The sequence below is a fragment of the Micromonospora sp. RV43 genome (assembly GCF_001029515.1).
GTDB classification, from domain to species: Bacteria; Actinomycetota; Actinomycetes; order Mycobacteriales; family Micromonosporaceae; genus Micromonospora; species Micromonospora aurantiaca.
On record NZ_LEKG01000156.1, the window covers coordinates 1 to 19,404 of the forward strand.

Annotated in this window: 18 protein-coding genes; 13 read left to right on the forward strand and 5 right to left on the reverse strand. The window is 73.5% G+C overall.

The genetic code is table 11. The features are described from left to right. From ABD52_RS28720 to ABD52_RS28730, 3 genes are all read right to left on the reverse strand, one after another. Nucleotides 1-748: glycosyltransferase family 4 protein (locus tag ABD52_RS28720; RefSeq protein ID WP_047893825.1), on the reverse strand; the 748-nt coding region annotated here is incomplete at its 3' end. A gap of 169 nt (nt 749-917) precedes the next feature. Further along, on the reverse strand, nt 918-2,057 hold the full coding sequence (locus ABD52_RS28725; protein ID WP_013285873.1) for an acyl-CoA desaturase: 1,140 nt from the start codon (nt 2,055-2,057) through the stop codon (nt 918-920). 14 nt (nt 2,058-2,071) lie between these two features. After that, nucleotides 2,072-3,163: a ferredoxin reductase gene (locus ABD52_RS28730; protein ID WP_047893826.1), complete on the reverse strand. Its 1,092-nt coding sequence runs from the start codon at nt 3,161-3,163 to the stop codon at nt 2,072-2,074. 84 nt (nt 3,164-3,247) lie between these two features. On the opposite strand from ABD52_RS28730, the gene ABD52_RS28735 reads away from it, so the two are divergent. The 12 genes from ABD52_RS28735 to ABD52_RS40330 all read left to right on the forward strand — a co-directional run bounded on the left by ABD52_RS28735 (nt 3,248) and on the right by ABD52_RS40330 (nt 15,539). After that, nucleotides 3,248-4,471 (forward strand): CdaR family transcriptional regulator, encoded by a 1,224-nt coding sequence (locus ABD52_RS28735; protein ID WP_047893827.1) that lies wholly within the window; start codon nt 3,248-3,250, stop codon nt 4,469-4,471. 106 nt (nt 4,472-4,577) lie between these two features. Continuing rightward, entirely contained in the window at nt 4,578-5,582 is a 1,005-nt protein-coding gene (locus tag ABD52_RS28740) for a nitroreductase (protein WP_047893828.1), read from the forward strand. A gap of 55 nt (nt 5,583-5,637) precedes the next feature. After that, nucleotides 5,638-6,375, forward strand: a complete 738-nt coding sequence (locus ABD52_RS28745; protein WP_047893829.1) for a serine/threonine protein kinase — start codon at nt 5,638-5,640, stop codon at nt 6,373-6,375. An 837-nt stretch (nt 6,376-7,212) separates the two neighbouring features. Beyond that, nucleotides 7,213-8,526 carry a DegT/DnrJ/EryC1/StrS aminotransferase family protein gene (locus ABD52_RS28750; RefSeq protein ID WP_030269003.1) on the forward strand — a complete coding sequence of 438 codons (1,314 nt, stop codon included), beginning with the start codon at nt 7,213-7,215 and terminating at the stop codon, nt 8,524-8,526. Then, the gene (locus tag ABD52_RS28755) at nt 8,523-9,707 is read left to right on the forward strand and encodes an MFS transporter (protein ID WP_047893830.1); all 1,185 of its coding nucleotides are present in this window, start codon (nt 8,523-8,525) and stop codon (nt 9,705-9,707) included. The genes ABD52_RS28750 and ABD52_RS28755 overlap by 4 nt, the downstream gene beginning before the upstream one ends. Then, on the forward strand, nt 9,704-10,675 hold the full coding sequence (locus tag ABD52_RS28760; protein WP_047893831.1) for a sulfotransferase domain-containing protein: 972 nt from the start codon (nt 9,704-9,706) through the stop codon (nt 10,673-10,675). Before ABD52_RS28755 ends, ABD52_RS28760 begins: the two co-directional genes overlap by 4 nt. A gap of 4 nt (nt 10,676-10,679) precedes the next feature. Next, complete coding sequence (locus ABD52_RS28765; RefSeq protein ID WP_047893832.1) at nt 10,680-11,510, forward strand: SDR family NAD(P)-dependent oxidoreductase; 831 nt, start codon at nt 10,680-10,682, stop codon at nt 11,508-11,510. Nucleotides 11,511-11,539: 29 nt separating this feature from the next. Then, nucleotides 11,540-12,379, forward strand: a complete 840-nt coding sequence (locus tag ABD52_RS28770; RefSeq protein WP_047893833.1) for a class I SAM-dependent methyltransferase — start codon at nt 11,540-11,542, stop codon at nt 12,377-12,379. A gap of 14 nt (nt 12,380-12,393) precedes the next feature. Beyond that, complete coding sequence (locus ABD52_RS28775; protein ID WP_047893834.1) at nt 12,394-13,272, forward strand: family 3 encapsulin nanocompartment shell protein; 879 nt, start codon at nt 12,394-12,396, stop codon at nt 13,270-13,272. A 13-nt stretch (nt 13,273-13,285) separates the two neighbouring features. After that, nucleotides 13,286-14,566: an FAD-binding oxidoreductase gene (locus ABD52_RS28780; protein WP_013477126.1), complete on the forward strand. Its 1,281-nt coding sequence runs from the start codon at nt 13,286-13,288 to the stop codon at nt 14,564-14,566. Then, nucleotides 14,563-15,264, forward strand: coding sequence for an aspartate/glutamate racemase family protein (locus ABD52_RS28785; protein ID WP_047893835.1), 702 nt, complete (start codon nt 14,563-14,565; stop codon nt 15,262-15,264). The genes ABD52_RS28780 and ABD52_RS28785 overlap by 4 nt, the downstream gene beginning before the upstream one ends. A gap of 104 nt (nt 15,265-15,368) precedes the next feature. Next, the gene (locus ABD52_RS40330; RefSeq protein ID WP_013285860.1) at nt 15,369-15,539 is read left to right on the forward strand and encodes a hypothetical protein; all 171 of its coding nucleotides are present in this window, start codon (nt 15,369-15,371) and stop codon (nt 15,537-15,539) included. 89 nt (nt 15,540-15,628) lie between these two features. Here ABD52_RS40330 and ABD52_RS28790 read toward each other — a convergent pair whose 3' ends face one another. Further along, the gene (locus ABD52_RS28790) at nt 15,629-15,889 is read right to left on the reverse strand and encodes a hypothetical protein (RefSeq protein ID WP_013285859.1); all 261 of its coding nucleotides are present in this window, start codon (nt 15,887-15,889) and stop codon (nt 15,629-15,631) included. Between the two features lie 14 nt (nt 15,890-15,903). Then, complete coding sequence (locus ABD52_RS28795) at nt 15,904-17,688, reverse strand: N-acetylglutaminylglutamine amidotransferase (RefSeq protein ID WP_047893836.1); 1,785 nt, start codon at nt 17,686-17,688, stop codon at nt 15,904-15,906. Nucleotides 17,689-17,921: 233 nt separating this feature from the next. Between ABD52_RS28795 and glnA the strand changes: the two genes are divergently transcribed. Further along, on the forward strand, nt 17,922-19,346 hold the full coding sequence (gene glnA, locus ABD52_RS28800; protein ID WP_047893837.1) for a type I glutamate--ammonia ligase: 1,425 nt from the start codon (nt 17,922-17,924) through the stop codon (nt 19,344-19,346). Nucleotides 19,347-19,404 lie beyond the last annotated feature (58 nt).

The following is a 19,404-nucleotide window of genomic DNA, read 5'->3' on the forward strand; positions in this document are numbered from 1 at the left end:
GGGTGGCGGTGACCGGGGCGTTCAGGATCACTGTGGGGCGCTCGGGCAGGGCGTGGTCGCGTACCAGCAGGTCGGCGAGCGTGTTGGAGACGGTGACCACCGCGTCGGCGGCGCCGACGTACTCGCGGACGTACCCGAGATGCGCGGGCAGCCAGCGGGCGTTGTCGCGGCGGGGCCGGGCGCCGGGCAGCCACTCGTGCGCGTCCCAGACCAGCTTGGTGTCACGTCCGGCGGCGCGGGCGCGGTCCACGGCGCGGGCGGCCACGCCGAGCATCCGGAAGTCGTGCGCGTGGATCAGGTCGGGCCGCAGCTCGTCGACGACCGGTCCGGCGACCCGTTCGTAGTCCCAGAGCCCCGGCTCCAGCCGCCGCCAGGCCCCGTCGCGCAGCCGGGCTCGCCAGTAGCGGACCTGGGCGTGCTCCACCGGTCGGCGTGCCAGCCGGGCCGCGCGCAACGGCAACCCGCCCCGGGCCACCAGCCGCGTCCGCAACCCGGACACGCCGCGCGGGCCGGAGACGGCGGCCGGTGGAGTGGCGCGCGCAGCGGCGAGCGGCAGGACGCGCACCTCGGCGTCGCCGAGCCGCCAGCGGCGTTCGGCGTCGACGTGTGCGCAGCCGATCAGCGTGACGTCCCAGCCCGCGTCGGCGGCCGAGCGGGCCGCCTTCTGCACCCGCGAGTCACCCTCGACCGCGTTGTCGACGAGCATGACCACGCGCCGGCCGAGCCGCGCCGTGTCGTCGCGCCCCATCGGCGATCCACCCCTTCACCCGTACGCCCGGACGGGCGCGAGTGTACGGGGACGCGGGACCGTCACGACGGCCGCGAAACCGGCTCTGAGCTGCGGTGACGCCGACTGTGCAGCCGACGGTCAGGTGCCGGCCGGTGGAAGTTCACCGGCCGTGCACCGAGCGGGCGGGTCAGGCCGTACCGGAGGAGGCCAGCGCTGCCGGGGCGACCGGCTGCCGGCTGTCCTTGCGGTTGGGCAGCGACAGGCGGATGACCTTCCACCACGCGGAGGCGACCTGCTTGGGCAGCGGGCCGGTGGTGTAGTGCAGGCCGTACCTGTCGAACAGCGCCCGCACCTGCGGGGCGATCTCCTGGTAGCGGTTGCTGGGCAGGTCGGGGAAGAGGTGGTGCTCGATCTGGTACGACAGGTTGCCGGTCATGATGTGCAGCAGCCGGCTGCCGCTGATGTTCGCCGAGCCGAGCATCTGCCGCAGGTACCACTCGCCGCGGGTCTCGCCGTCGATGGAGGTCTTCTCGAACGTCTCCACGCCGTTGGGGAAGTGCCCGCACATGATCACGGAGTGGCTCCACACGTTGCGCAGCAGGTTCGCGGTGAACGTGGCGGCGAGCGTGGACAGGAACGACGGCCCGGACAGCAGCGGGTGCACCACGTAGTCCTTGAGCACCTGGCGACGGATCTTGCGCCCGACGGCCCTGGCCTTGGCCCGGAACTTGGGGTCCTTGAGCTTGCGCTGCTTGAGGTGGTCGCCCAGCTCCATGTCGTACGCGGCGATGCCGTACTCGAAGAACGCGGCGTTGAGCAGATTCCACAGCGGCTGCCCGAGGTGCATCGGGTGCCAGGGCTGGTCCTCGTCCACGCGCATGATGCCGTACCCGAGGTCGTTGTCCTTGCCGACCACGTTGGTGTACCTGTGGTGCAGCTCGTTGTGCGACTGCTTCCACTGGTCGGCCGGGGAGACGTGGTCCCACTCCCAGGTGGTGGAGTGGATCTTCGGGTCACGCATCCAGTCCCACTGGCCGTGCAGGACGTTGTGCCCGATCTCCATGTTCTCCAGGATCTTGGCGACCGTGAGCCCGGCCGTGCCGACGATCCAGGCCGGCGGGAACAGCGAGAACAGCAGCACCGCACGGCTGCTCATCTCCAGTGTCCGCTGGGTCTTGACCACCTTGCGGATGTAGCGGGCGTCCCGCTCCCCCCGGTCGGCGAGGACCCGGTCCCGGATCGCGTCCAGTTCCTTGCCGATGATCTCGATGTCCTCGGCGCTCAGGTGGGCGATCGGGTTGACGGCCTTCTTCTGGATCACGGTCACGTGGGTGGCTCCTGTCAGATATCGATGTCGCAGGTACCGGCGGCGGCCGACACGCACGTCTGGACCAGCACGCCGTCCCCCGGTACGGCAGTGGTGACGTCGCCGTTGCGCAGGTCGCGGACAGCTCCCTGGCGCAGCGGTACGACGCAGCCGAAGCAGATGCCCATCCGGCACCCGGAAGGCATCAGCACTCCGGCGTTCTCCCCCGCGTCGAGCAGTGTGGTGGCGCCGTCGGACTCGACTGTCACGCCCGCCCCGGTGAAGGTCACGGTGCCTCCCTCGCCCGGCGTGATCACCGTCGGGCGGAACCGCTCGGTGTGCAACCGCTCGACGAGACCGTTCGAGGACCAGTACCCCTCGACCGCGTCGAGCATGCCGATCGGCCCGCACGCCCAGGTCTCCCGGTCGAGGTGGTCGGGCACCAGGCCGGCCAGTTCGGCGACGTCGAGCAGGCCGTCCGTGTCGGTGTGCCGCTCGACCAGACGCAGCGCGCCGCGGTCGGCCAGGGCGCGCAGCTCCGTACCGAAGATGACGTCGTCGCGGGTCGGCGCCGAGTGCACGAGCACCACGTCGGCCCGGTCGGCCAGCCCGGAGCGCAGCATCCCCATGACCGGGGTGATGCCGCTGCCCGCGGTGAGGAACAGGACGCTCTCGGGCGTCGCGGCGGGCAGCACGAACTCACCCTGGGCCTGGTCGAGGTGCACGATCGTGCCGGGCCGCAGCCGGCGTACGAGATGGTTGCTGACCTTGCCGTCCGGGATGGCCTTCACGGTGACGGAGATCCGGCCGTCCGCGGCGTCCGGCGGCGAGGTGAGCGAGTACGCGCGCCACTGACGCACCCCGTCGACGTCCACGCCGAGGCGGATGTACTGCCCGGGCGTGTGGCCCTGCCAGGCGCGGCCGGGTTGGATCACCAGCGTGGCCGCGTCCCGGGTCTCCGGGCGTACCGCGACGATCTTGCCGCGCAGCGGGGCGCCCGCGCGCAGCGGCGCGATCAGGTCGAGATAGTCGTCCGGCAGCACCGGCGTGGTGACCGTTCCGGCCAGCCGCAGCAGCCTGTCCCGGAAGGTGACCTTCTGAGGGCGGCGGGAGGCAGTTGTGGTCATATGACCAGCGTGACCGCCCGATCGCATAACATCTTGACCGGCAAAGGTGAAACGGTCGCAGGTTTTTGTTCGGAGGGAACAAACATGACGTCGGAGGCCGGCACGGGGCAGCGCGCCGCGCACCTCAACCTCGACGCCGGGGTGGCGGAGACGCTGCGCGCCCGGCTGCCGATGGTCGCCGAGCGGACGGTCTCCGCGATCACCGCTGAGGTGCCGGACTACTCCGGCGCGCTCACCGGTGCCATGCGGGCGAAGATCGAAAACGCGGTACGCATCGCCCTCGGCACGTTCCTCCAGCTCATCGAGGGTACCCAGGCGTTCGACCCGAGCACTCCCCTGGCCCCGGCGCTGGAGGCGGCGTACGCGCTGGGCAGCGGCGAGGCCCGCTCGGGGCGCAGCATGGACGCGCTGCTGGCCGCGTACCGGGTGGGCGCCCGGGTGGCCTGGCGCGAGGTGTCGACCACGACGGTACGCAGCGGGCTGGCCGCCGAGACGGTGGCCGAGTTCGCCGAGCTGATGTTCGCCTACATCGACGAGCTGTCCGCGGCGAGCGTGGCCGGGCACGCCGACGAACTGGCCAGCGCCGGCCGGATGCGCCGCCGCAGCCTGGAACGGCTCACCCAGCAACTGCTGGCGGGCGAGCCGGAGGAGTCGTTGCGGCGCAGCGCGGAGCGCGCCGACTGGCCGCCGCCGCAGACCCTCACAGTGGTGCTGCTGCCGCGCCGGCACCTGCGCGCGGTGCTGGCGCTGCTCAGCCCGTACACGCTGGAGAGCGGCGAGGACCTGCCCGGCATGAGCCCGGTCGAGGAGCTGGCCGTACTGCTGGTGCCGGACATGCACGGCGGCCGGCGTCGCCAGCTCACCCGGCTGTTGCACGGGCACCGGGCGGTGCTCGGCCCGGCCCGGCCCTGGCACCGGGTCGCCGCGTCGTACCAGCGGGCCACCCGGGCGCTCGCGCTCGGCCTCGGCGAGCCGGACGCCGGACCGGTCGACACCGAACGTCACCTGGCCACGCTGCTGCTCAGCATGGACCCGGAAGCCCTCGCCGACCTGCGCGCGCAGGCGCTCGCGCCGCTGGCCGCGCTGCCCCCGGCCACCGCGCACCGGCTGGCCGAGACGCTGCGGTCGTGGCTGCTGCACCAGGGACGCCGCGACGACGTGGCGGCCGACCTGTACGTGCACCCGCAGACCGTCCGCTACCGGATGGGCAAGCTGCGGGAGCTGTTCGGCGACCGGCTGCACGACCCGGCCGCTGTGCTCGACCTGACCATCGCTCTGGCCGTACCTCCGGAGCCGGAGGAGGCCTGACGCCGCGCCGGGGCGCACGGCCCGGTGCGGCCGGGACCTCCGGCCCTGTCCGCCCGCAACGGCGGCGGGCAGGGTCGGAAGGGGACGAGCAACCAGGAGGGCCGCCATGAACAGCTCATCGACCCGCATCGAGCAGGACCCGAGGGTACGGGTGCTGGAGGCGGCCGCCCGGCAGTCCCTGCACGCCCCGTCGGTGTTCAACACCCAGCCCTGGCGCTGGCGGGTCACCGGCGACGCGCTGGAGCTGCGCGCCGACGTGGGCCGGCAGCTCGCCCACACCGACCCGGACGGCCGGCTGCTCATGCTGAGCTGCGGCGCCGCCCTGCACCACGCGCGCGTGTCGCTGACGGCGGTCGGCTGGGCGGTCACCGTGGAGCGGCTGCCCGACCCGGGCGACCCGTCGCTGCTGGCCCGGGTGCGTACCACCGGCCCGGCCGACCTGGACGTCCCGGCGGGCCGCCTGGTCGACGCCATTCCGCGCCGCCGCACCGACCGCCGGGCGTACGGGGACCGGCCGGTGCCGGAGGCGGTGCTGGCCCGGCTCGGGGACGCCGTGGAGGCCGAGGGCGCGCACCTGCACGTGGTCCGGCCGGACCAGATGCCGATGCTCGCCGTCTCCACCGGTCGCGCCGCCGACGCGGAGCTGGCCGACCCCGCGTACCGGGAGGAGCTGCACCGCTGGACCCACCGCCCGGAGGGCAGCGGCGACGGGGTGCCCGCCGCCACCGCCGTGCGGCCGTCCCCGCGCCGGGTGCCGCTGCGCGACTACGCCCCCGGCGGGGCGGCCGGGCTCAGCGCGGGCGCGGACTTCGACCGGGGCGCGGCGTACCTGATCCTGTTCGGCGAGTCCGACGAGCCGGCCGCCTGGCTGCGCGGCGGCGAGGCGCTGTCGGCGCTGCTGCTCACCGCCACCGCCGAGGGGCTGGCCAGCGCGCCGCTCAGCGACGCCGTGGAGCTGGCCTGGCCGCGCCGGATGATGCGCGACCTGCTGGCGGGCATCGGCGACCCGTACCTGGTGGTGCGCGTCGGCTGGGGCCCGGACGCGGAGCTGCCGCCGGCGCCGCGCCGCGCGCCCGCCGACGTGATCGAGGTGGTGGACCCGCCGCGGTGACCCGGCGCGGTCCGGAGGGCCACCGCCGGCGCGGCGGTCGTCGTAGCCTCGACGCGTGTGGGATCTGGACCCGGCCGCCGCGTTCGTGGTCTTCGGCGACCAGGACTCCGGATGCGTCTCCTACGGCGTGGAGTCGGCGGGCCGGCGCTGGTTCGTGAAGCGGGCCGGGACACCCGCGGCGCGAGAGTCGCTGACCCGCGCGTTGGGCCTGCACGCCGCGGTCCGGCACCCGGCAGTGGTCCGGCCCGAGCTGGTCCGCGACGGCACCGACGGCCCGACGCTGGTGTACCCGTGGTGCGACGGCGTCGTGCTCAACCACGCCACAGCCGGCGGCGGCAGCGACCGGAGCGGGCTGGCCCGCTTCCAGCGGCTGCCGGTCGCCGAGGTACGCGCGGCGCTGGACATCATCCTCGACGCCCACCTGGCCGTGAGCGCGGCCGGGTACGTGGCGATCGACCTGTACGACGGTTGCTTCCTCTACGACTTCGACGCCCGCCGGATGCGGCTGATCGACCTGGACGAGTACCGGCCGGGACCGTTCGTGCTCGACTCCGACCGGCTGCCCGGCTCCCGTCGCTACCTGTCGCCCGAGGAGCTGACCCGGGGCGCGACGATCGACGAGCGCACCACGGTCCACGCGCTGGGTCGTACGCTGCACCACCTGCTCGACGGTCCGTCCGGCTGGCGGGGCACGGCCGCCGAGCGCGCGGTCGCCGACCGGGCCGCCCGGTCCGATCCGGCGGAGCGGTACGCCACTGTGTCCGCGTTGGTCCGCGACTGGCGAGCCGCCTGATCGACGGGCCTTGTCAGGCCGGGTCTCGACGACGCGCGCTCGCCCCTGCGCGTAACTTTCCGTTACCGCGGCCCGATTCCACAGTGAATCACGGAGGGTGACGGCAGTCGCCGGGGCCGAATGGGTCGGATTGTCTGCAGCATGCTCCTGAACAGCGACGATGCGCGGCGAGCCGAGAGCTGGACGCATACCCCTTCGCGCCCTTTGCTCTGCAGCCACATACGCGGCAGTGGCCGTGAGTCACCGATGCGCCGATGGCTGCAGAGCAAAGGGCGCGGGGTGAGTTCTGCCGGGGAGCTGCGGAGGCTACTGTCGGTGACGGCAAGTCCCGACGGCGGCCGGACCTCGGCGCGGCCTGATCCCGCACGATCGGGCGCGGTGCAATCAGGCGCCGCACGACCAGGCCCGGTGCGATCAGGACCGGTGTGATCAGGCCGGCTGCCATCGGGCCCGGCGCGACCAGGGGCCGCCCGACGTGCCGGGCGGCCCCTGGGGCAGTGGATCGAGGCCACGGGACGGGCGCCGGGTTCGGCGGTCGGAGGCGCCGGGCCACGCCGACGGATCAGCGGGACGGCAGCGACAATTCCGCATAGTCCACTGTCGGCACGGCCCGGCGCCGAACATATTCACGTCTATCTGTTGACGAGTACGGGATCGACGACAATCATTACTCTCGCTGGATCGACGTACCATGAATGTCGGATCTGGTGGCATTTCTTACCCCTCGACGGGATCGCGCCGGGACTGCGATTCCGCCGGGCGACCATGCCCGGCGCACGCCCGGCCAATCCTACCGAGCTAATAGGAATTGTCGCCGCTCGCCCGAGGAGTCCGCCGGTGGACGGGAACAACGACGCTCCCGCACCGAGCCCGCCGAGGCCGGTGCAGAACGGCTCTGAGCTGCCCGAACAGCTCGCCCTGCACGGCGGACAGCCGGTGCGGCGCACGCCCTGGCCGACGTACGACAAGGGCGCCGTGTTCGTGCACACCGAGGACGAGGACGCGGCTATTCGCGCCGTCCGCAGTCACCTCTACTTCCGATACGACCATCGGCCGCCGAACGAAACCGAATGCGGGCGGTTCGAGGACGAACTGTGTCGCTATTTCGGCACCCGGCACGCGCTGGCCGTTTCCAGCGGGACCGCCGCACTGGCGCTCGCCCTGATGGGCGCCGGAGTGCCGCCGGGATCATTGGTGGCCTGCCCCGGATTCACTTTCGTCGCCACCCCCAGCGCCATTGTCCTGGCCGGTTGCCGGCCATTCCTGGTCGAGGTCGACGACGACCTGCGGATGGACCTCGACGACCTGCGCCGCCGCTGGCACCCCGAGATCCGCGCCGTCATGGTCGTGCACATGCGCGGCTTCGCCGCCGACGTCGAGGCGCTGTCCGCGTTCGCCGCCGAGATGGGCGTGCCGCTCATCGAGGACGCGGTGCCCGCGCTCGGCGCCGAACTCAACGGCCGCAAGCTCGGCACGTTCGGGGCCGCCGGGGCGTTCAGCACCCAGTCCGACAAGGCGCTCAACTGCGGCGAGGGCGGTTTCCTGATCACCGACGACAGCACGCTGTTCGCGCGGGCGGTGGCGCTGTCCGGGGCGTACGAGGGGCGGCTGCGGCGGCACTTCCCGGACGGCGAGCCGCCGCTGACCGGCCTGGACCTGCCGCTGCTGAGCCTGCGGATGGACGAGATCCGGGCGGCACTGCTGCGCGCCGAGCTGACCCGGCTGCCGCAGCGGCTGGCGCTGTTCCACCGCAACTACGCGCACGTCAGCGGCGCCCTGGCCGGGCTGCCCGGCATCGCGGTCCGGCGGCCGGTCGCGCCCGGGGCGTACCTCGGGGAGGCGTTCGTGTTCCGCGTACCAGGCGGCGACGCGGGCTGGTTCGCCCGCGCGCTGCGGGCCGAGGGGATCGACGCCCGCAACATCGGCGCGGACGACGACCTCAACGTCCGGGCGTTCTGGAACTGGCGGTTCCTGTACGACAGCGCCGACCCCGGCGAGATCCGCGCGACGCTGCCACGTACCGCACGGCTGCTGACCGAGACCGTCGACGTGCCGCTGTCGTCCAATCTCACGCCCGGGGACTGCGACGACCTGGTCCGCGCGGTCCGCAAGGTGGCCGCCGCCCGTGAGACAGCCCTGGTCGGGTCGTGACCGGCGCGCAGGCCCCCGCCCGGCCCCTGCCCCGGCTCGCGCTTGCCGGGCTGCTCGGCGGACTGTTCACCGGCTACCTCGGACTGACAGCGGTGATCCCGGTGCTGCCCGGATTCCTGCGCGAACGGCACGACGCCGGCGACCTGACAGTCGGCGTGGTGGTCACGGTGACCGCGGTGACCGCGCTGCTGGTCCGGCCGGTCGCGGGCGTGCTCGCCGACCGGCACGGCCATCGGACGGTGATGCTGGCCGGGGCGCTCGTGGTGGCCGGTGGCGGCCTGCTCTACCTGGCCCCGCTGAGCGTGCCCGCGCTGGTCGCGGTCCGGCTGCTGCTCGGTGCCGGTGAGGCGGCGCTGTTCACCGCCGGTGCGGTGTGGATCGTGCAGCTCGCCCCGCACGAGCGGCGCGGCCAGCTCATCGGCCTGTACGGGGTGAGCATGTGGGGCGGCATCTCCGCCGGCACGTTCCTCGGCGCCACAGTGCAGCAGGCCGGCTATCCGGCGGTGTGGCTGCTCAGCGCGGTCGCCCCGGCGGTCGGCGCGGCGTTCGTCGCGCTGGTGCCCGCGCCGGCGCGTACCGCACCCGCGGCAAAGGGTGCCGGGCTGCTGCTGCGCCCGGCGCTGCTGCCCGGCATCGCGCTCACCTTCGGCGCCGCCGGGTACGCGGGTCTTGCCGCGTTCGTCGTGCTGCACCTGGACGCCCGGGGCATCGGCCACGGCGTGGTGGTGCTGAGCTGCTTCAGCGCCGTGTACGCCGGCACCCGCCTGGTCATCGGTCACCTGCCGGACCGGCTCGGCCCGCGCCGGGTGGCCGCCTGGTGCGGGGTCGGCGAGGCGGTCGGACTGTTGATCATCGCGGTCGCGCCGAACCTGCCGGTGGCGGTGGCCGGCAGCGTGGTGATGGGCGTCGGGTTCTCCCTGCTGCACCCGTCGCTGGCGCTGATGGTGATGAACCGCACCGACCCGGCGCGGCAGGGCGCGGCGATCGGGGCGTACACCTCGTTCTGGGATCTGGGCCTGGCGGTGTGGGGGCCGGCGACCGGCCTGGTCGCGGCCGGTCTCGGCTATCCGGCGGTGTTCGTCGCGGGCGCGGCCGGCGCGGCCGTCGCCGCCGCGATGGCGCTGCGCATCGGCCGGCCGGCGCCCGCGCCCGCCCAGGCGGCGGAGGTACGCGCGGCATGAGCCCACCGGTGACCGTCCTGAGCGTCAACGGCTGGTGCCGCAACGGCAGCACCATCATCGGCAACGTCCTCGGCGAGGCGCCCGGTGTGGTGCACGTCGGTGAGCTGCACTTCCTGTGGAAGAACTCGACCGGGCGCGGGGTGAACGACAGGTGCGGCTGCGGCGCCGCGCTGACCGCGTGTCCGCTGTGGTCGGCGGTGCTGCCGCTGGGCCGCCCGGCCGGGATGCCGGCGGACGCGCACGCCGCCGAGGTGATCCGGCGGCAACGGGCCCGGCTGCGGACCCGGCACACGTGGCGGGTGCTGCGCCGGGGCGCGTACGACGCGGACACCCGGGCGCACGCGGACCTGCTCGGCGCGGTCTACCGGGAGGTGGCCGCGCGCACCGGCGCCCGGGTCATCGTGGACAGCACCAAGATCCCCGGCGAGTCGGCGTTGCTGCCGCACGTGCCGGGCGTCGAGACGTACTGGCTGCACCTGGTGCGCGACCCGCGTGCGGTGGCGCACTCGTGGCGGGAGCCGAAGGAGTACGTCTACGCGATGTCGGCGGCGCGCAGCACCGCGTACTGGCACGGGTTCAACCTCGCGTCGGCGGCGATCAACCGGCGGTACCCCGACCGGTCGGCGTTCCTGCGCTACGAGGACTTCACCGCCGATCCGGCCGGCACGATCGGCGCCCTGCTGCGGCTGGTGGGCGTGGACCCGGCGGCCAACCCGGTACGGGAGCGGACCGTCGAGCTGCGCGGCAACCACACGGTCACCGGCAACCCGGACCGGTTCCGGACCGGCCCGACCGTCATCCGGGACCGCGACGACGGGTGGCGGCGCACGCTCACCGGCCGGCAGCGCCTCGCGGTGGCGGTGCTGGCCTGGCCGCTGTCCACCCGGTACGGCTACCGGTCCGGCGGGCCGGACGGCGACCCGGCGTACCCCGGCGCGGCGGCCCGCGTCGGCGAGACGGAGAGGTGAGGACGTGGATCTGGGGCTCAAGGGCCGGGTGGCGCTCGTCGCCGGCGGCACCAGCGGCATCGGGCTGGCCTGCGCGAGGGAGTTCGCCGCGGAGGGCGCGCACGTGGCGGTCTGCGGGCGTGACCCGCAGCGGCTGGCCGCCGCCGAACGGGAGCTGACGGCTGTGGCGTCCGGCCGGGTCAGCGCGACCGGCGTGGACCTCACCGACACCGGCGCCGCCGCCCGCTGGGTGGACCGGGTCGCCGAGGAGCTGGGCGGGGTGGACGTGCTGCTGGTCAGCGGCGGCAGCCCGCCTGTGGGCACCGCCACCGGGTTCGGCACGGACGACTACCGGGCGGCTGTGGACCGGGTGCTGCTGCCGGCCGTCGCGGTGTCGATGGCCGCGCTGCCGCACATGCGTGCCGCGGGCTGGGGCCGGCTGCTGCTGGTGGCCTCCGAGACCGCCTGCGTGCCGATCGGCCCGCTCGTGCTGTCCGGGGTGACCCGGGCCGCGCTGGTCCGCTTCGCCCAGGGCCTCGCCGTCGACGTGGGCCGCGACGGCATCACCGTGAACGTGCTCGCGCCCGGCGGGGTGCGGACGCCGCCGATGGAACGCGCCGCGACCCGGCTCGCCGGCGCGGACGGCGACGTCGAGGCGCGGCTGGCCGCGATGGGTCACCACAGCGCCGTCGGCCGGCTGGCCCGGCCCGAGGAGGTCGCCGCGGTGGCCGCGTTCCTGGCCGGCGAACGCGCGTCGTACGTGACCGCCGGGGTGCACCTGATCGACGGCGGCGCCGCCGCCACCGGCCCCGACCTGCCCCACCTCACCGGCGTCCGCAAGGACACCTACGCCTGACCCACCGACCGCCGCACAAGGGAGTGCCCATGTCCACAACCAGCCGGTTCACCGAGCGGGACGTCTCCGAGTTCTTCGACCAGACCACGCAGACGTACCTCAGCTTCTGGGACAGCGAGGGCGTGCTGCACACCGGCTACTTCGCCGGGGAGGACGACACCGACTACCACGCGGCGGCCGACCGGACCTCCGACATCCTGGCCGCGGACGCCGGGATCGACGCCTCGGCGAACGTGCTCGACGTGGGCTGCGGCTGCGGCAACTTCCTGCTGCGCCTGGCCGCCCGTACCGGATGCCGGGGCGAAGGGTTGGACCTGAGCATCGAGCGGGTGCGCTTCGCCGAGCAGCGGCGCGCCGAGCGGGGCGCCTCGCTTCCGGTGTCGTTCCGGCACGGCTCGGCCACCGCCCTGCCGTACGACGACGGCACGTTCACGCACGTGGTCAGCCAGGACGCGCTGTTCCTGGTGCCGGACAAGCCGCGCAGCCACGCCGAGATGTTCCGGGTGCTCGCCCCCGGCGGGGTGCTCGCGGTGTCCGACTTCCTCCAGCCCACCGATCGGATCGGCGAGGCGGCCCGCCGGCACGTCTACGACCGGGTGCGCTGGAACGACGGCTACTCGCTCGACGGCTACCGCCGGGCGCTGACCGAGGCCGGGTTCGTGGACGTGGTCGCGCGCAGTCTCGACGCCCACATCAGGCAGACGTACCGGGTGCTGGGCCGCACCGCCCGGGAGCGCGCGGAGACGACGGCGGACGAGGCGGCGCGGACCTGGATCCTCGGCTTCGCCGACTCGTGCGACGAGATCCAGGCGGCGATCGACAGGGGCGAGTTCGGCTGGGGCATGTTCGTCGCCCGCAAGCCGGCCTGAGGGAGGGACAGCAGATGTCGCAGCGCACCGACACCGTGAAGCGGACGATCGCCGAGGTGGTCGCCGAGCGGAGGACGCAGATGTCGCCCGGCGCGGCGTTCGTCGAGGCGTTCGCCAAGGACAGCTTCGACACCAGCGTCGACTACGACGTGACGATCACCGACTCGCTCACCAGTTCCCGGCGCAAGCCCCGCTACCCGTCGCGGAACATGCTCAAGGTGGTGGACCTGTCCCGGGATCCGCAGGACTACTACTGGCACGAGAGCCCGCCTCGCCCGGACGACCCGGCGGTGGACGGCGCGGACCTGCGCCGGGAGGCGGCCAACCACTTCCACCGCTCCCCCATCCCGCCGCTGCTCACCACCACCGCGTGGGTGCAGGTGCCGGACACGTTGTGGGAGGACCCGGTCAGCTTCGCGCAGTTCATCGACTACCGGCTGGTGGTGCGGCTCGCGACGGCCGAGAACCACACCATCCTGCGCGGCGAGGGCGGGCTGCTGACCATGCCGGACCTGGGCCGGCTCACCGACCCGGGACCGTTCGCGTCCACCGTCCTGGCCGCGTGCAACGAGGTCGAGCAGATGGGCAGCACCGCCGACGGGCTGATCATCAACCCGGCCGACTACTACCGCCTGCTGGGCAGCGGCTCGCTGATGCGGGACGTGGAGGACAACGGCGTGTTCATCGTGCGTACCCGGCTGGTCGACCCGGGCACCGCGATCGTCGGGGACTTCGGACACGGCGCGCTGCTGTTCGACGCCGGCCGGTCCACCATCGCGTTCGCCGAGCCGCCGCCGGGCACGTTCGCCGAACCCGGTGTGGCACTGCGCGCCGAGATCTGGGAGCGGGTCGTGGTGAACCTGCCCACCTGCTTCTTCGTCGTGACGCTCTGACCGGCGGCGACTGATGACGACGCCGGGCCGTACCGACCCCGACGTGCTGGTGGTCGGCGCGGGCGTGGTGGGCCTGTGCTGCGCCTGGTTCCTGCGCCGCGCCGGGCTCAGCGTGACGGTGGTGGATCGGGGCGAGGTCGGCGACGCGGCGGCCTGCTCGGCCGGGAACACCGGCTTCGTCGGCACCCAGGGCTCGGCGCCGCTGGCCGAGCCGGGGGTGCCGGCGACCGGGATCCGCTGGCTGTTGCGCCCGGAGAGCCCGTTCGCGGTCCGGCCCCGGCTGGACGGCGCGCTGCTGGCCTGGCTCTGGCACTTCCGCCGGCACTGCACCGAACGGCACGCCCGCGCCGGGTTCGAGACGCTGCTCGCGCTCAAACAGCGCAGCCTCGCGCTGCTGCGCGAGATCTGCGCCGAGGACGAGCTGGCCGGGACGCTCACCGAACGCGGCATGATCCTGGCCTGCCACACCGAGCAGGGGTACGCGAAGGCGCGCCGGACGATCCCGGCGGCGACCGCGCGTGGCGTGCCGCTGCGCGAGCTGGACCGGGCCGAGCTGGCCCGGCTGGAACCCGGCGTCGACTTCGCGGTGGCCGGGACGCTGCTCAACGAGGAGGGCGCCGCGCTGCGCATCCCGGCGTTCCTGGTGGCACTCGCGCGGGCGCTGCGGGCCCGGGGCGTGGACATCGTCACCGGCGCGGAGGTACGCGACTTCGAGGTGACCGGGCGGCGCGTACGCGCGGTGCGCACGGCCCGGGGCGAGCTGCGCCCGGCCGAGGTGGTGATCGCCGCCGGGGTGTGGTCGGCGGCCTGCGCCCGGATGCTCGACGTCGGGCTGACGCTGCAACCGGCGAAGGGCTACACCGTCACGCTGCCCGCCGGGCCGGGCACGCCCACCCGGCCGGTGCTGCTCAGCGAGGGCAAGGTCGCCGTGATGCCGCTGGGTGACCGGGTACGCGTCGGCGGCACGCTGGAGCTGTCCGGGCTGGACACGTCGATCTCACCGCGCCGCGTCGACGGGATCCTGCACACCGCGCGGCGGTACCTGCCGGCGCTGGACACCGGCCGCCGGCTGGACGTGTGGAGCGGCCTGCGTCCGTGCACCCCGGACAGCCTGCCGCTGATCGGGCGGGCCGACGGCTACGACAACGTCAGCGTGGCCACCGGGCACGGGCACATCGGGATGGGCCTGGCCCCGGCCGGCGGACGGCTGCTCGCCCAGCTCGTCTCCGGCGCCGAGCCGGACCTGCCGCTGGAGACGTTCGCCCTGGACCGCTTCCGGAAGGGGATCTCGTGAGCGACCGGCCGGAGATCGGCGTGCTCTGCCTCGACACCAGCTTCGACAAGATCCCCGGGCACATCCGCAACCCGGACACGTTCGACTTCCCGGTGCGCTACCGGGTGGTGGAGGGCGCCACGCCGCAGCGGCTGGTCCGCGAGGCCGACCCGGCGCTGCTGCGACCGTTCGTCGACGCGGCCCGCGACCTGGAGGCGGCCGGGGTCGCCGGGATCACCGGGGCGTGCGGGTTCCTCGTGCTGTTCCAGGCCGAACTCGCCGCCGCGGTGCGCGTCCCGCTGTGGTCGTCGAGCCTGGTGCAACTGCCGATGGTGCACCGCATGGTCGGGGGCCCGGTCGGGCTGCTGGTCGCCGACGAGGCCGCGCTGACCCCGCGCCACCTGGCCGCGATCGGCGCCGCCGACGTCCCGGTGGCGGTCACCGGCATGGCCGGGCAGCCGGAGTTCCGCGAGGTGATGCTGGAGGGGCGGCGCGACGCCCTCGACGTCGAGCGGCTGGCGGCCGAGGTGGACGAGCGGGTCGACGCGCTGGCCCGCGCGCACCCGGACCTGGGGGCGCTGGTCGTCGAGTGCACCGACCTGGTGCCGTTCGCCCACCGGATCCAGGCGCGGTTGGGTGTGCCGGTGTTCGACATCGTCACGCTGACCACGATGGCGTACGCGAGCCTCACCCGGCGGCCGTACCGTCCCGGTGGGTGACCGCGGGGCCGTCGCGCGGAAACCGGCTCCCGGCGCTCGTCCGGCGCTTAGCGTGGGACGAGGGGCGGCCTGCCCGGGACGCCGGTGAGCGGAGGGAGAACGCGGTGACGGAGCCGGAGGAGGAGCAGGAGAAGACCCGCAAGACCGATCGGGTGCTGTTCTCGCCCGACGGCGACCCGCACCACACGCTCGCCGAGGCGCCCCAGCCGGACGAGCACCTGCCGCCCACCGTCACCCGGGACGGCCACACGGACGTGCTCGACGACGAGCAGTGAGCGCACCGTCCCGCCCGGGCTCGTCGGCCGGGCGGGACGTGTCGCGGCCGGACCGGCGGATCGCCGTCACGCCGCCAGGACGTGCCGCGTCAGACCGGCGGGATGCCGGAGCGGCCGATGTCCGACATGTCGTCGCCGATCTCGGTCCGGGTGCCGGCGACCGGCCCGGCACCGGCCTCGGTGCGGTCCTCCACGCAGGCGTCGCCCAGCCCGTGCATCAGCTCCCCGACGACCGCGAGCGCCGAGCCCTTGTCCGGGCAGGGCGCCCCGGTGGCGAGCACCTGACCGTCGCCGCCGACGACCGTGAACCCCACACTGCCGTCGGCCTCGCTCTCGATGACGAACTTCACAGTGCTCCTCCCGCTCAGCTCACGCCGTGCGTCTGCAACCACAGCTCCAGCAGGCCCAGTTGCCACAACTTGTTGCTGCCGGCGGCGGCCTGGGCCCGGTCCGGCTCGGCCAGCAGCTCGTCGACGTACGCCCGGCGGAACAGCCCGCGCCGGCGCGCCTCGGGCGCACCCAGCGCCTCGACCACCAACTCTCGCACGGGACCGTCGACGTTGCGCAGCGCCGGCACCGGGAAGTAGCCCTTGGGCCGGTCGATGACCTCGGCCGGCAGCACCTCGCGGGCCACGTCCTTGAGCACACCCTTGCCGCCCTGCGCCAGCTTGTGCTCCGGCGGGCACGCCGCGGCGAGCGTGACCAGGTCCTGGTCGAGGAAGGGCGTACGCACCTCCAGCCCCCACGCCATGCTCATGCTGTCCACCCGCTTGACCGGGTCGTCGGGCAGCATCAGGTGGGTGTCCAGGCGCAGCACCGCGTCCACGGCGGTCTGCGCGCCCGGCGCGGCCAGGTCCGCGGCGACCAGCTCGCCGGAGGCGTCACCGTCGCAGGCGTACGCCGGTTCGACCACCTGGGTCAGCTCGGCGTGGTCGCGGTCGAAGAACGCGGCGGTGAACTCGGCCACCGCGTCCTCTCGGGGCGAGCGGGCCAGCCGGTGGTGGTAGCCGTAGCCGGCGAACACCTCGTCGGCGCCCTGGCCGGACTGCGCCACCTTCACGTGCTTGGCGACCTGCTCGGAGAGCAGGTGGAACGCCACCACGTCGTGGCTGCCCATCGGTTCGGTCATGGCCGCCACGGTGGCGCGTACGGCCGGACCGAGATCGCCGTCGGCGAGCCGGATGCGGTGGTGGTCGGTGCCGAACGTGCGGGCCACCAGGTCGGAGTAGTGGAACTCGTCGCCGGTCTCGTCGCCGCGGCTGTCGAAGCCGATGCTGAACGTCTGGAGGTGGTGCTGTCCGGCGTCGTCGAGCAGCGCCACGATCATGCTGGAGTCGAGCCCGCCGGAGAGCAGCACCCCGACCGGCACGTCCGCGACCAGCCGGCGGCGCACGGCGGTGCGCAGCGCGTCCCCGACGGCGGTCCGCCAGTCGGCGGCGTCCATGCCGTCGTGGGCCGGGTCGCGCCGGTACTCGGGCCGCCAGTAGACGCGCTCCCGGCTGCGCCCGTCGGCCTCGATCACCCGGACGGTCGCAGGCGGCAGCTTGCGTATCCCGCGCAGGATCGTGCGGGGCGCCGGCACGATCGAGTGCCAGGACAGGTAGTGGTGCAGCGCGACCGGGTCGATGCCGGTGTCCACGTCGCCGCCGGCCAGCAGCGCCGGCAGCGTGGAGGCGAACCGGATCCGGCCGGGCGACTCGGCGAGGTAGAGCGGCTTGATGCCGAGCCGGTCGCGGGCCAGCACGAGGCGGCGGCGCCGCCGGTCCACCAGCGCGACCGCGAACATGCCGACCAGGTGGTCGACGAACCGCTCCCCCCACTGCGCGTACGCCACCAGGATCACCTCGGTGTCGCTGGTGCTGCGGAAGGTGTGCCCGGCCACGCGCAGCTCGTCGCGCAGCTCCGGGTAGTTGTAGACGCAGCCGTTGAAGACCAGGGCCAGGCCGAGGTCGTCGCGGACCATCGGCTGGGCGCCGGCCTCGGACAGGTCGATCACCGTCAACCGTCGGTGCCCGAGGGTGATCCAGCCGTCACTCCACGTGCCCTCGCCGTCCGGGCCGCGTGAGCGCATGGCGGCGGTCATCCGGGTCACCGCGGCGGCGTCGGGGGCGGCCCCGTCGAATCTGGCCTCACCGCTGATCCCGCACATCTCAGCGTCCACCGGTCAGTCGGGGAGCACCCACCACGCCAACCTCCCGCCACGTCGTCTCCCGGGCGGTCCGCCGGGTACGGCGACTACCCGGCCTGTGGCGAAGGAAACCCGGATGGGCTGTTGGCGAGCCGGGCACGGCGCGCCGTCGTACGGTGGCGGTACGGGCCATGTCCCCGGGCGGTCCGGCCACGGGACGTGGCCAGGATCAACGACGCCTGCCAGGAGGACGTGTGTTCGCCAATTCCGAGGAACTCCTGCGATACCTCACCGACGAGGACGTGAAGTTCGTCGACGTACGTTTCTGTGACCTGCCCGGCGTGATGCAGCACTTCAACCTGCCGGTCGAGTCGTTCGACGACAGCGTGTTCACCGACGGTCTCGCCTTCGACGGCTCGTCGATCCGTGGTTTCCAGTCGATCCACGAGTCGGACATGCTGCTGCTGCCGGACGTGGCGACCGCGTTCGTGGACCCGTTCCGCACGCAGAAGACCGTCGCGTTGAACTTCTTCGTCCACGACCCGTTCACCCGGGAGGCGTACTCCCGCGACCCGCGCAACGTGGCGAAGAAGGCCGAGGCGTACCTGGCGGCCAGCGGCATCGCCGACACCGCCTACTTCGGCGCCGAGGCGGAGTTCTACATCTTCGACTCCATCCGCCACGAGACCTCGGCGCACCAGTCGTTCTACTACATCGACTCGATCGAGGGCGCCTGGAACACCGGGCGGATCGAGGAGGGCGGCAACCGCGGCTACAAGACCGCCTACAAGGGCGGCTACTTCCCGGTGCCGCCGGTGGACCACTACGCCGACCTGCGTGACCGGATCGTGCGGCGTCTCGTCGACGGTGGCTTCACGGTCGAGCGGTCGCACCACGAGGTCGGCACCGCCGGCCAGTCGGAGATCAACTACAAGTTCTCCACCCTGCTGCACGCCGCCGACCAGCTCCAGCTGTTCAAGTACATCGTCAAGAACGAGACCTGGGCCGCCGGCAAGACCGCGACGTTCATGCCGAAGCCGCTGTTCGGTGACAACGGTTCCGGCATGCACACCCACCAGAGCCTGTGGCGTGGGGGCGAGCCGCTGTTCTACGACGAGACCGGCTACGCCGGGCTGTCCGACACCGCGCGCTGGTACATCGGCGGCCTGCTGCACCACGCCCCGTCGCTGCTGGCCTTCACCAACCCGACCATCAACTCCTACCGTCGTCTCGTCCCCGGCTTCGAGGCGCCGGTCAACCTGGTCTACTCCCAGCGAAACCGCTCCGCCTGCACCCGCATCCCGGTCACCGGCAGCAACCCCAAGGCCAAGCGCGTCGAGTTCCGCGTCCCCGATCCGTCCAGCAACCCGTACCTGGCGTTCTCCGCCATGCTCATGGCCGGTCTCGACGGCATCAAGAACAAGATCGAGCCGCCGGCCCCGATCGACAAGGACCTCTACGACCTCCCGCCGGAGGAATGGGGCGACGTCAAGCAGGTCCCGGGTTCGCTGCCCGAGGCGCTGGCGGCACTGGCGACCGACCACGACTACCTGCTCGACGGCGGGGTCTTCACCGACGACCTCATCTCCACCTGGATCGACTGGAAGAACGCCAACGAGGTCGACCCGGTCCGGCTGCGGCCCACTCCGCACGAGTTCGCGCTCTACTTCGACTGCTGAGCCGTACCGCCACCGCCCCCGCCCCCGCCACCCGCGGGGGCGGGGGTCGGCGGAATCT